Origin of the sequence: Brevibacterium sp. GP-SGM9, assembly GCF_047300845.1 — a bacterium.
Lineage (GTDB): Bacteria > Actinomycetota > Actinomycetes > Actinomycetales > Brevibacteriaceae > Brevibacterium.
In genome coordinates this window covers 3,117,093-3,129,183 of sequence record NZ_CP178563.1, presented here as the reverse complement: position 1 = coordinate 3,129,183, position 12,091 = coordinate 3,117,093, and the positions used below count along the sequence as shown (strand labels likewise).

General features: G+C 67.3%; 11 protein-coding genes. 2 read left to right on the top strand and 9 right to left on the bottom strand.

Going from position 1 to position 12,091, the window contains the following annotated elements:
* Positions 1-5: 5 nt before the first annotated feature.
* The 8 genes from ACH82I_RS14000 to ACH82I_RS13965 form a co-directional block, all read right to left on the bottom strand.
* Positions 6-1,052 (bottom strand): BadF/BadG/BcrA/BcrD ATPase family protein, encoded by a 1,047-nt coding sequence (locus ACH82I_RS14000; RefSeq protein ID WP_413333468.1) that lies wholly within the window; start codon positions 1,050-1,052, stop codon positions 6-8.
* On the bottom strand, positions 1,049-2,029 hold the full coding sequence (gene murQ / locus ACH82I_RS13995) for an N-acetylmuramic acid 6-phosphate etherase (RefSeq protein WP_413333466.1): 981 nt from the start codon (positions 2,027-2,029) through the stop codon (positions 1,049-1,051). The genes ACH82I_RS14000 and murQ overlap by 4 nt, the downstream gene beginning before the upstream one ends.
* Positions 2,029-3,537 (bottom strand): sodium:solute symporter, encoded by a 1,509-nt coding sequence (locus tag ACH82I_RS13990; RefSeq protein WP_413333464.1) that lies wholly within the window; start codon positions 3,535-3,537, stop codon positions 2,029-2,031. The genes murQ and ACH82I_RS13990 overlap by 1 nt, the downstream gene beginning before the upstream one ends.
* Before the next feature lie 103 nt (positions 3,538-3,640).
* On the bottom strand, positions 3,641-4,942 hold the full coding sequence (locus tag ACH82I_RS13985; protein ID WP_413333462.1) for an anhydro-N-acetylmuramic acid kinase: 1,302 nt from the start codon (positions 4,940-4,942) through the stop codon (positions 3,641-3,643).
* Entirely contained in the window at positions 4,939-5,688 is a 750-nt protein-coding gene (locus tag ACH82I_RS13980) for a GntR family transcriptional regulator (protein ID WP_413333460.1), read from the bottom strand. Before ACH82I_RS13980 ends, ACH82I_RS13985 begins: the two co-directional genes overlap by 4 nt.
* Before the next feature lie 388 nt (positions 5,689-6,076).
* Positions 6,077-7,243 carry a Cmx/CmrA family chloramphenicol efflux MFS transporter gene (locus ACH82I_RS13975; protein WP_230744457.1) on the bottom strand — a complete coding sequence of 389 codons (1,167 nt, stop codon included), beginning with the start codon at positions 7,241-7,243 and terminating at the stop codon, positions 6,077-6,079.
* Positions 7,244-7,436: 193 nt separating this feature from the next.
* Positions 7,437-8,822 (bottom strand): GntP family permease, encoded by a 1,386-nt coding sequence (locus ACH82I_RS13970; protein ID WP_413333458.1) that lies wholly within the window; start codon positions 8,820-8,822, stop codon positions 7,437-7,439.
* A gap of 106 nt (positions 8,823-8,928) precedes the next feature.
* Positions 8,929-9,216, bottom strand: coding sequence for a hypothetical protein (locus tag ACH82I_RS13965; protein WP_413333457.1), 288 nt, complete (start codon positions 9,214-9,216; stop codon positions 8,929-8,931).
* 25 nt (positions 9,217-9,241) lie between these two features.
* Between ACH82I_RS13965 and ACH82I_RS13960 the strand changes: the two genes are divergently transcribed.
* Positions 9,242-9,787 carry a CGNR zinc finger domain-containing protein gene (locus ACH82I_RS13960; RefSeq protein ID WP_413333455.1) on the top strand — a complete coding sequence of 182 codons (546 nt, stop codon included), beginning with the start codon at positions 9,242-9,244 and terminating at the stop codon, positions 9,785-9,787.
* 115 nt (positions 9,788-9,902) lie between these two features.
* On the top strand, positions 9,903-10,943 hold the full coding sequence (gene mgrA, locus ACH82I_RS13955; protein ID WP_413333453.1) for an L-glyceraldehyde 3-phosphate reductase: 1,041 nt from the start codon (positions 9,903-9,905) through the stop codon (positions 10,941-10,943).
* Positions 10,944-10,994: 51 nt separating this feature from the next.
* On the opposite strand, the gene ACH82I_RS13950 is transcribed toward mgrA, so the two are convergent.
* The gene (locus ACH82I_RS13950) at positions 10,995-12,029 is read right to left on the bottom strand and encodes a phosphotransferase (protein WP_413333451.1); all 1,035 of its coding nucleotides are present in this window, start codon (positions 12,027-12,029) and stop codon (positions 10,995-10,997) included.
* Between the last annotated feature and the right edge of the window lie 62 nt (positions 12,030-12,091).

Here is a 12,091-nt window from a genome sequence, read left to right as displayed (position 1 = left end):
CCGTCTCAGGTCCAGACGATTCGTTCCTGCGCACGCAGTTTCCCACCCGCACCGAGGTGGCCCAGCGCGAGTGCGCCTTCGACTGGTCCCCCGGCCGGGGCGACGAGAGTGATGTTCGGGTGCAGACGTGCGGCTTCGGTCCGGAACCCCTCGACAAGTTGGCTGCCCGCGGCCACTACTCCCCCGGTGAGCGCGATGCGCACGGGCGGGCCGACGGACCGGACGCTGGCTGCGGCGACGGCACTGCGGGCCGCTTCTTGTCCCGCCCGGCGGAGTAGCTCGGCCGAGGCTCCGTCACCGGAGCGGGCGGTTCCGGCGATGTCGACGGCGAAGTCAGCGAGCAGGCCGGCACGGTCGCCCCGCGTGTAGAACCGGCCCGGCCACGAGGCGGGCGGACCGAAACGTCGCGTCGCCGCCTCGAGCAATGCGCGTCCGTGTTCGTCGATTCCGTCATGAGTGCGCAGAGCGAGTTCGAGGCCGTAGCGGCCCAGCCAGGCTCCTCCCCCGCGGTCTCCGAAGAGGTGACCCCACCCATCGGCTCGCGACCAGTCGGCCGACCACATACCCTCCTCGTCGGCCCCCGGGTGGGCGACGGCGATCGCGCCGGTGCCGAGCACGGTGATCGCCCCACCTGTTCCGCTCAGGGCACCCAGATGGGCGGTCACTGCGTCGATGGCTGCGACTGCCGGCACGCCGAATTCGGCAGTGATGTCGGCGAGGACACCGGAGGGGTCCTCGGCAAGAGAAGCGATACCGGTTGCTCCGATGCCGATGCCGCGGACCTCAGAAAAGCGATCGGTCCAGATCTGCGCGGCCGACCTCACGAGTTCCCGCACCACGTCGAGGACGGTGCTGCCGCTCGGCCCGATCTCGATGCGGGCTCCGCTGAGCTGGTCGATGACGCGCGGACCGGAATCCGCGCCTGCAATCACGCCCGGATCGCTGCGGGACTCGCCGTCGACACTGCCGGGCCGGCCGGCAACCTCAGCGACCTCTCCGAGCGCGGCTCGACTGCCGGTGCCGCCGATGTCGACGCCGAGAATGAGGGTCATGCGCCCACGGTACCCGGACCCGACCGATCCGGCCTACGGCCGGCGGTCCGGAGGTCACTCTCCGAGGTATTCGCTCCGATGACCGCCGCGATCGCGGCCTTGACCGAGCCGTCATGCGCACTCAGCTGTGCGGCCGCCGCGGCGGGGGCCACCTCGGCGAAGGAGACGACGAGGGCCGCCTTGAGGTCTCCGTCGCAGCTCTCGAGCAGGGTGCGAGCCTCCGCATCGTCGAGGTCGGTGGCTTCACGGAGGATGCGCACGGTCCGTTCGCGCAGCTTCTCGTTCGTCGCGACGACCGAGACCATGAGGTTGTCCCAGGTCCGGCCGAGGGCGACCATGAGCGCGGTGGAGAAGCCGTTGAGGGTGAGCTTCTGCGCGGTGCCGGCCTTGAGCCGCGTCGAGCCGGTGATCACTTCGGGGCCGGTGTCGAGGACGATGTGGGCGGCGGCCGCCTCGGCGACAGGGGCATGCGGATTGTTCGAGATGAGCACGGTGTGGGCGCCGCCGGCTCGGGCGGCCTCGAGGGCACCGCGGACGTAGGGCGTCGAACCGCTCGCGGCGATGCCGATCGCCACATCGTCGGGCCCCAGCCCTCCCCCGGCCGCGCGCCCGTCGGCCTCGGAGTCCTCGGCGTTCTCGACCGCATTGACCAGGGCCGCCTGTCCGCCGGCGATGTGCCCGACGACCCGACCCGGTTCGAGGTTGAACGTCGGCAGCAGCTCGCTGGCATCGAGGACGCCGAGGCGGCCCGAGGTGCCCGCGCCGAAGTAGTGGACCCTGCCGCCTCGGCGCATCCGTGTCGCGCTCGTGTCGACGAGTTCGGCGAGCTGCGGCAACGCCGCGGCTACGGCATCGATGACGACCCGATCCTCGGAGTTGAGGATTTCGAGGACGCCGAGGGTGTCGAGCTCGTCGAGGCCGGCACTGGCCGGGTTGCGCCGCTCCGTCGGGGACAGCCGGGGCTGGGACTGGGCCATCAGCGTCGACTGCCTTCCACCTCGGCGGTGGTGGCTGCCCCCGACGATGCGGCCGGGTGGCGCAGGGACAGGAGTCCGCCGATGACCATCATGACGATGACGCCGAGCAGCGGGTACCACTGCCAGGCGACCCACACCTCGCCGGTCACGTACTTCTCCATGACGAAGAAGAAGGCGTTGACCGCGATCGCCAAGGCGAAGGAGATGTTCGCGTCGACGGCGCTGGCGCGTTTGTTGATGATGCCGAAGACGAACGCTCCGAGCAGACCGCCGTAGGTGATGCCGGCGATGCCGAGGGCGAGGATGACGATGTTGCCGGAGTCGGATTCGAAGACCGTGGCCGGGAGGATGAAGGCGATGCCCCAGCCGATCGTCGCCCAGCGGCCGACCTTGAAGCCCTGCGCATCGGTCATCGGCGTCTTCTTCAGCCGGGCGTAGACGTCGTTGACCGTCGAGGACGACAGTGCCGAGAGCGAGGACGACAGCGTCGACATCGCGGCAGCCAGGATTCCTGCCAGCAGCAGTCCCGAGATGCCTGCCGGGAGGCCTTCGATGATGAAGCGGGGGAAGATCTCGTCGTCGCGGGTCAGGCCGAGGTCGGCCGGCAGGGCGTGATCGTAGTAGGCCCACAGGGCGAGTCCGACGGCGAGGAAGATCGCGAACTGGATGACGACCACGACACCGGACCAGATGAGCGCCTTCTGCGCCTCGACCTTCGAGCGGCAGGAGAGCAGCCGCTGGACGATGAGCTGGTCGGAGCCGTGGGAGGCCATCGCGAACACCGAACCGCCGAGGAAGGAGGGGATGAACGAAGCATCCGCGGAGATCGGGTTGCCCTCGAAGACGAAGATGTTGAGCTTGCCGGCATCGGCCGCCTCGGCGAGCCATCCGCCGCCCAGCGCCGTGGAGATGACGATGATCGTGAGCAGTCCGCCGACGACGTAGAGGAACATCTGGGCGACGTCGACCCAGACTACGGCCTTGATACCGCCGATGAAGGTGTAGGCGATCGTGACCACGGCGAGGATGACGATGATGACGAAGTAGTTCGTGTGGATGCCGAGCCCGTCGAGGATGACCTTGACGGGGATGGCGCAGGCGAGCACCCGGATGCCGTCGGCGAGCAGACGGGTGAAGAGGAAGGTCACACCCGCGGTCGTCTGCGTCGAGGTGCCGAAGCGTTTGCCCAGGTAGGCGTATGCGGTGACCATCTCACCGTCGTAGTAGCGCGGGAGCATGAAGAAGGCCACGACGACGCGGCCGAGGATGTAGCCGAAGCCCAGCTGCAGGTAGTTGAGATCGCCGAGGTAGCTCATCACGGGGATCCCGATCACCGTCAGTGCGCTCGTCTCCGTGGCGACCACGGACATGCACACCGCCCACCAGGGCAGGGTGCGGGAACCGAGGAAGTAGCCTTTGAGGTTCTTCTGTTTGCCGCTCAGGGCCAGTCCCAGCCACGCCGTTGCGGCGAGATAGGCCACGATTACCAAGAGGTCGATGATCTGCATTGTCACTCCTTCATCGGGGGTTCGTATCGAGGGTTGCGGTGTTCGGGGCGGGGCGTGCGGACGGAGCGGCCGACCGCAGACGCTCGGGCGGGGCGGGTCGCGCTCACGGCAGGATCCGCAGTCGGGTGGGCCGTGTTCGCAGCGGTTCGGGAAGTCTCAGCCCGCCGCGGCCCGGGGTGAAGCGACCGGCGATGCTCGGGTGCGCGGCCCCGGTCAGGCTCGGTTCGGTGCCGGTCAGTCCGTGCCAGCTCAGCCAGCCGAGCAGAGCCATGAGCAGGGCTTCCTTGCTGCCTTCGGGCAACCCGAGCGCCTCGTCGGTCGTGCGCAGCACCGTGCCTGCACTCGCACCGGGACCGGTGCTTGGGCCGGGACCCGGACCGGCGCTTGGGCCGGCACCAGGACCCGGACCACCATCGGCACCCGCGCCGAGGTGGTGCCCCAGTTCACGCATGAGCACCGGATTCCGGGTCCCACCTCCCGAGGCGATGACCGAGGTGACGCCGTGTGCGCGGCACGCCTCGGCGACGGTGCGCGCGGTCAGCGCGGTCACCGTGGCGATCGCATCATATTCGCCGAGGTGGGGGTGGGCTGCGAGGAAACCGTCGAGGTACTCCGCGTGGAAGAGTTCCTTGCCGGTGGATTTCGGGGTCGGCTGCGAGTAGTAGGGCTCGGCGAGCAGGTCCGTGAGGAGCCCTTCGTCGACGGTGCCGGCCGCGGCGAATTCGCCGTCGCGGTCGAAGCTCTCCCGGCCTCCGGTAATGCGGCGGGCGAGGATGTCGATGAGTGCGTTGGCCGGACCGGTGTCGAAGGCGATCGGATCCTTGCCCGGGAAGATGACGGTGATGTTCGCGATGCCGCCGAGGTTGAGCAGCGCAGTCGGTGTCTCGACCTCGCCGAGGAGGAGGCCGTCGAGGATCCCGACGAGCGGTGCGCCCTGGCCGCCGGCGGCGACGTCGCGGGCGCGGACGTCGGAGAGCACGGGGGCACCGACCGCCTCGGCGAGGAAGGCGGGCTGGCCGAGCTGGAGGGTCGAGGTGACCAGTCCCTCGGTGATGTCGTGGCGGACGGTCTGCCCGTGGGAGACGACGAGGTCGGGGGTGATGCCCGTGTCACGGCAGAACACGGCGAGCGCCTCGGCGAAGAATCTGCCGAGTCGGCCGTCGATGTCGCTGACCAGAGAGAGGGCGAGGTCGCGGGGTTCGAGGAGGCGGAGGATGTCGCTGTGGAGGGAGGCGTCGAAGGGGATCTCGCGTTCGGCGAGGATGCGCACGGCCAGGGTGGGGGCGCTGTTGGGGATGGTGTCGATTGCGCTGTTAGGGATGGTGTCGGGGTCGAGGGTGAATTCGGCGAGGACCAGGTCGAGACCGTCGGCGGAGGTTCCCGTCATCAGGCCGGCGATGATCATGGGGTGCCTCCGACGGTGCGATCGGGGACGGTTGATTCGGCGGCACGTTCGGGGACGGTGAGTTCGGTGCGGATCTTGTAGCGGTCCCCGCGGTAGACGGAGCGGACGAATTCGACGGGCACTCCCTCGGCGTTGCGGGAGGTGCGCTCGAACAGCAGGGCCGGGGAGCCTTCCTCGACCTCGAGCTCCTTGGCTTCGTCGGCGTCGACGAGGGAGGGCTCGATCGTCTGCACGCTGCGGCTGAGCGCGATGCCGAAGCGTTCGCGCAGCAGATCGTAGAAGGACTTGTTCTCGAGGTCTTCGGCACTGAGACCGGGCACGAGCGCTGCGGGAACGTGGAGTTCCTCGAGCGCAAGCGGTTCGTCGTCGGCCAGGCGGAGACGGAGCACCGTGACCACCTCGGCGCCTTCGGCGAGGTGGAGTCTGCGGGCGATGTGCGCGCCGGCGGGCGTGGTCTCGAAGCTGAGGACTCGGGAGCCGGGGCGCATGCCGCGGGCGAGCATGTCCTCGGTGAAGGAGCTCGCGGCCAGCGGCTGATCGAGCTTCGGACCGAGGGCGAAGACGCCGGCACCGTGACGTCGCCTGACCACACCCTTGGCCACGAGCTCGTCGATGGCCCGGCGCAAGGTCATCCGCGAGATGCCCAGCGTTTCGGCGAGCTGGCGTTCGGGCGGGAACTGCTCACCGGCGGCCATGCCTTCGAGCCGGTCGAGGAGCTGATCCCGAATGGAGTGGAATTTCGTCACTCCACCATTGAGACACAGGACACACCCGAAATCAAGACCACTGGTCTACTTTATGTGCTTCACGCAAGTATCACGCGTGCCGCAGAGCCCCTCGATCCACAGTTCCGTCGAGGACAACGTCTCGGGAGACGATGTTGACGACGGAACTATGGACCGAGACGGCCGGCCCGTCGCAGCGACTGCATTTTCGCTCCGCATGCTCAGTCATTGCGGAATCAGAAAAAGTCGTCACTGGCGACGACTTTTTCGAGCTCCGCGTTGACCCACTGAGACGGTGATCGGCTAAACCGCGCAAAACGACAGCCGCGTTGATCGACGGCACGGCAGCGAGCGCCAGCACTGGACCTCAGGCCGATCCTGCACAAGCAAGGTGTCGGGTCCGCATCTTCTACGTATCCCTCAGCACAATGACGCGCCTGAACAGGAGCATGACGACAAGAGCGATCGCAGTCAGCACCGAGGCGACCCAGACGGGCGCGAGAAGCCCCAACCCAGCAGAGAGACCGATCGCACCAAGGACAGGCCCGGCTGCGGCTCCGACATTGAGCGATGCCGTCGCATAGGAACCACCCATCGTCGGAGCGGCCGAAGCGGCATACATGACTCGAGTAATCACGGTGCTCCCGAGGGCGAATGAAATGACTCCCTGAAAGAACACAAGTACGATCAGCGCGCCTGGGTGCGATGCAGACAGCGCCAAGACAATCCAGCCCGCCAAAAGAAGCGGACCGCCGACGATGAGCACTCGGCCGGGCCATCGGTCGGAAAGGCGTCCGGCAGCGGTGACTCCGAGGAACGACCCGACACCAAACACCATCAGTACGACAGAGACCCAGACCTCAGCGAGACCGGCAGAACCAGTGACAACCGGCGCTAGGAACGTGAAGGCCGCGAAAGTGCCGCCGTTGGCCAGAGCCCCAAGCGTCATAGCTACGGCAAGTCGCGGTGTCACCAACTGGCCGAGTTCGCCGAGCAGCCTCGACGGGGCGGCGCCTTCGGCGGACCGGCCGATACCGTCGGCGACGCCACGGATGATTCCGATCGCCGCAACGACGCAGAGGACGGCGATCGACCAGAACGTCGACCGCCACCCCAAAGCGGTTCCGAGCAATGAGCCTGCGGGGACGCCTGCGATTGTGGCGAGCGTCGTACCGGAAAGCAGGATAGACAGCGCACGTCCCTTGAGATTATCTGGTACCAGAGCGGTCGCCGTGTTCAGAGCAACTGCGAGGAACCCCGCATTCGCGAAGGCACTCAGCACACGAGTGACGACCAGCAGAGGGAACACCGACGTCAGGGCACCGACGACATGGCTTCCGCCAAAGACGAGCAGGCAGGCTATCAAAGTCAGCCGGGGTGGCCATCGGCGCGCGAATGCCGCCATCGTCGGCGCGCCGATAACCATTCCGACGGCATAGGCCGAGCTCAGTAGGCCTGCCGTGCCGACTGAGACGTCGAGTTCGACTGCGATCGCAGGAAGCAGACCCGCGAGCATGAATTCCGAGGTGCCCATGACGAAGACTGCCAGGGCAAGAATGTAGAGGGCAAAAGGCATCGAGTACTCCGAGGTGAGAGATCAAGAACTGGTGCTTCTTGTCACCACGGCCAACACCCGTGTCGGTCCGTACTGATCCTGCGCAGAACGCAGGCGTCGCGACTAGTGGTCGACGGGGCTGGCGGCGTGACCGGCAGCCCCCGACTTGTCTGACTCGGGACTCGACATGCAGCCGAGTCTACCAACCCTCGCCTCAGACGAAGAGCAGCGAGAGCAGGAAGGCGAAGATCAGGCCGAAGACGCTCACGAGAGTCTGGACCATCATGTGGGTCTTCGTCGCTTGCCCGAGCGTCATGCCGAAGCTCTCCTTGACGAACCAGAAACCGGCGTGATTGACCCAGTTGAGGCCGATCGAGCCCGAGCCGATCGCGATGACGACGAGGGAGATGTAGGCGGAGGAATGGTCGCCGATGAGCGGGGCGACGATGCCGGTCGCCGAGGTGATTCCCACCGTCGCCGAGCCCGTGGCGAAGGAGAGCAGGATGCCGATGAACCAGCCGAGGAGGACGAGGTTCATGTCCAGGTGGGAGGTGGCTCCGACCACGGCGTCTCCGATCCCCGAGTCCCCCAGCACCTCGTTGAAGGCACCTCCGCCGCCGATGATGAGGATGACGCCGGCGATGGACTTGAGGCTGTCGCCGAAGGAGCTGCGGATGCGCTCCCCACCCATCCCCGAGGTCCAGCCCAGGGCGATGGCGGCGAAGATCACGCCGGCGAGCATCGCGATGACGGGATTGCCGAGCACCTCGGCGATGGGTTCGAAGGAGGAGTCAGGCGCGATCAGCTGAACGACGGTGTGCACGAGCATGAGCACGACCGGGACGAGGACCGTGACGAAGGCGAGCCAGATGGGAATCGTGCGCAGGGGACGGTCGGTCGCCTCGGCGCGCTGGCCCGTGTACTGGTCGATGAGATCCGCGCTCGGCTCGAGGGCCACCCGCGGGGCGATCCAGCGGGCGTAGACCGGCCCGGCGAGGATCACGGTCGGGATCGCGCAGACGAGGCCCAGCCCGATCGTCATTCCCACATTGGCGCCGAGTCCGGAGACGGCGATGAGCGGTCCGGGGTGCGGCGGGACCATCCCGTGCAGGCAGGCGAGTGCGGCGATCGCGGGGACGAGGATGCGCAGATACCAGAGCTTCTTCTGCCCGGTCTTCTGCTCCAGCTGCGAAGCCACCGCGTAGATGACGGGAATGAGCACGACGAGGCCGACCTCGAAGAACATCGGGATGCCGATGATGAAGGCCACGCCGGTCATGATCCACGGCGCTGCCTTCGGCGAGGAGTGCTCGATGACGAGATTCGCGATCCTCTGGATGGCTCCGCTGTCGGCCAGCAGGCGTCCGAGCATCGCGCCCAGGGCGACCACCACACCTGTTTCGCCGAGGGTGTCCCCGGCACCGGCGATGAGCGTCTCGGGGATCTTGCCCAGCTCCTCGCCGGCGGCGAATGCGGTCACCGCTGAGGTGATGAGCAGGGCCAGGAAGGGATGCAGCTTCGTCTTCCAGTTGATGAGGAGGATGAGCAGCGCGATCGAGGCGAAGAGGAGGATGACGAGGTATGCGGTTGAGCCAATCACCGGGGCAACGATACGCCTCTGGGCACCGGCCGTCGCACCCAGGGTGAGACCGGACCGGCCGGGCGGAGTTCAGCGACACCGACCACTCCGGCAGAAGATCACAGCCCTACCGAGAGTCGATCTCTGCGCTCAACGCGTGCGGGACCACCTGCACATGCTCCTGCACGTCGACGCGGCGGACCCCACAGCGCAGACAGCGGACGTAGAGCACGAGACCGATCGAGGTGGGGTGCCGCGATTCCACGGACCATCCGTGTTCGCAGGGCGGCGTCGAATCTTCGCCGCAGGGCATCGGATGCCCACGGCGGTCCGGACGACGGGTTCGGTCGTCACCGATATCGACAGTGGGCTCGGTGGCGGGCTCGGCTGCAGGGGAATCCGGTCTGGTGTCCATGACTCAACCCTGATGTAATGGTCTTATGCAACTCAACCCTTACGGAGAATATGCGATGCTCCTCGCGGCCTCCCTGGCCAATGACTGGCCACCCGACCGTGAAGAGATCGAGTCACGGACCCGTGAGTTCGGGATGACGATGGGGTTCACCCGCACCCCCACCGAGGTCGCCGACACTCGCGCCGTCATCGACGAATGGCTGGCCGTCGTCGACACGAAGGATCCCGCACGTCGAGCCGAAATGCTCAACGCGATCATGGCCGATGCCGCGGCCTATCCGCGACTCGTTGATCACGATGACGAGGGCTGGCACCTGCACTACCGGGATGAGGACCAATCCATCGCCCACGTCCTGCGGGCCGTCATCTGCGTCGGCACCGCACTGCACCTGAGTACCCGCGGCATGCAGCGTCTGCGTCGCTGCGCCGCCGGCGAGTCCCCCGCCGACCCCTGCGCGAACGTCGTCGTCGATGTCACCCGCAACGGTCGACAGCGCTACTGCTCGGTGCGGTGTGCCAATCGCGATGCCGTGCGCAGGCACCGGACGAAGACCCGGACAGAGGCGCGATGAACTGACAGTGGACGTGTCGGCGGCCGGGTCCGCGGCACCGTTGATCCGTATGCACTCCGCTCGTCCTTTAAGCTGAATCCGAACCTGTCCACCACCCGCTTCACTGGGAGAGACCGTGTACCAAGCCGCCGCCGACCGCTACGATTCGATGCCCTACCGTCCCGTCGGCCGATCCGGCCTTGTGCTCCCGTCCCTGTCGCTGGGGCTGTGGCACAACTTCGGTGACGATGTCGCCTTCCAGAATCAGCGTGACATCGTTCGCCGGGCCTTCGACCTCGGCATCACACACTTCGACCTAGCCAACAACTACGGTCCGCCTCCCGGCTCGGCCGAGACCAACTTCGGCCGACTGATCCGCGAGGACCTCGCGCCCTACCGCGACGAACTCATCATCTCCACGAAGGCCGGCTGGGCGATGCACCCCGGGCCCTATGGCGGACCGGGCGGCAGCCGCAAATACCTCCTGGCCAGCCTCGACGCTTCACTGGCGCGGCTCGGACTCGATTATGTCGACATCTTCTACTCCCACCGTCCCGACGCCTCAACCCCGCTCGAGGAGACCATCGGCGCCTTGGACACGGCTGTGCGCTCGGGCCGTGCACTCTATGCGGGGATCTCGTCCTATTCGGCCGCCGACACCGCTCGCGCCGCGGCGATCGCCAAGGACCTCGGCACCCCGCTGCTCATCCACCAGCCTTCCTATTCCATGCTCAACCGGTGGATCGAGGACGACAGCCTGCTCGAGGCCACACAGGACGAAGGCCTCGGCGTCATCGCCTTCTCCCCGCTCGCCCAGGGCCTGCTCACCGACAAATACCTCGGCGGAGTCCCGGAGGACTCCCGAGCCGGGAAGAGCACCCCATCGTTCAAGGACGGCTTCCTCTCCGAAGACAACCTCGCACGCATCCGCGGGCTGAACGACATCGCCTCCGCACGCGGCCAGTCGCTGGCGCAGATGGCGCTGAGCTGGGCGCTGCGCGATGAGCGCGTGTCCTCACTGGTCATCGGGGCCAGCCGCGTCGATCAGCTCGAGCACAATGCTGCGGCACTGAACTCGGCTCCGCTGAGCGAATCGGAGCTGTCGGCCATCGACGAGTTCGCCGTCAACGGCGGAGTCGACATCTGGGGAGATGCCCGCCGCAGCACGGGTGAATGACCGAGGGTGCACCGGGAGCCCGCAGGCGCCGATGACGCCTGAGCACAGGACTCAACGTGCCAGCTCAAGCAATCGTCCTACGCTCCCGACCCACCGGGGACGGAAGGCATAGACGCAGGCCAACCGCACCAACGTCGCGCGTTCGTACGCCCGGACCCGTGCCGGTTCCAGGCCCGCCGTCGAGGTGGCTCGGGAGATCTCCCGGAGCACCGCCTCGGCGTGGGATTTCGACCAGATCCCCTGGTGGGTGCGCCAATGAGCGTGGGCGCTGAGATTGCCCAGATCGAGTTCGCGCTCACCGCGGCAGGCCGTGTCGACGTCGAGCAGCCCGGGCCCGGCCACCGGATCCCACATGATCTGCTTATCGTGCAGGTCCCGATGGATCGGTCCCCAGTTTCGTGCTGTCACCGTGGTGGCTCCCGAGTCCAGGAGTTCGCCTCGGATCTCGGGAATCAGGGCATCGACGGCATCCAGCAGAGTCGATCCCGAGGCGTCGACCCTGGTGAGGAGCCCGGCAGCGCGGTCGCGCCAGTCCTCGAGCACGCGCACTTCAGCGTCGGGTGAGTGGACGGGCGCCGAGGCGGCCTCCGATCCGGAACCGGCGAGCGTCCACGCATCGAGTGCCTGCGCCCAGGCTCGCTCCCAGTTCTCTCCGAGTCCGGACGGGTCGTGGAGTTCAACTCCCGGCACGCGGCTGAGCACCACTGTCGATTCGTCGGCGCTGATCACGTCCGGCAGGATGAAACCGGTCGAGAACGCCGCGGCACTTGTCTGACCGGCGATGATGGCGTCGGCTCGCCCGCGCCGGACGCACTTTGCGAAGGTGCCGTCGGGCAGACAGATGACCGCGCGCTTGCCCGGCCGGTGCGAGATCAGACGCGGTTGAGACGAGATCAGGCGCGGTCGAGAACGATGCCGCTCCCCCGCGAGCAGCCGTTCGAGGCCGGGCAGCTTCGGATCCCTCCCGGCCTCCAGCACCTCGACTTCCCCTGTGCCGAGGAACCCGGCGCGGATGCCGCCTTCGGCCGTCGCGACTTCGACGGCGATTCGTCCCCGGCCGGCCGGCCATGCGCGACGGACACGCATGTGTTCTCCGTCGATGCAGATCGTCTCGGGGACAGGGTCGCCGACTGTCTCGGCTTCCCAGT

Coding starts and splice junctions, on each gene's coding strand:
- ACH82I_RS14000 (WP_413333468.1), bottom strand. CDS start 1,052: ATGACCCTCATTCTCGGCGTCGACATCGGCGGCACCGGCAGTCGAGCC.
- murQ (WP_413333466.1), bottom strand. CDS start 2,029: ATGGCCCAGTCCCAGCCCCGGCTGTCCCCGACGGAGCGGCGCAACCCG.
- ACH82I_RS13990 (WP_413333464.1), bottom strand. CDS start 3,537: ATGCAGATCATCGACCTCTTGGTAATCGTGGCCTATCTCGCCGCAACG.
- ACH82I_RS13985 (WP_413333462.1), bottom strand. CDS start 4,942: ATGATCATCGCCGGCCTGATGACGGGAACCTCCGCCGACGGTCTCGAC.
- ACH82I_RS13975 (WP_230744457.1), bottom strand. CDS start 7,243: ATGCCTTTTGCCCTCTACATTCTTGCCCTGGCAGTCTTCGTCATGGGC.
- ACH82I_RS13965 (WP_413333457.1), bottom strand. CDS start 9,216: ATGGACACCAGACCGGATTCCCCTGCAGCCGAGCCCGCCACCGAGCCC.
- ACH82I_RS13960 (WP_413333455.1), top strand. CDS start 9,242: ATGCAACTCAACCCTTACGGAGAATATGCGATGCTCCTCGCGGCCTCC.
- ACH82I_RS13950 (WP_413333451.1), bottom strand. CDS start 12,029: ATGCGTGTCCGTCGCGCATGGCCGGCCGGCCGGGGACGAATCGCCGTC.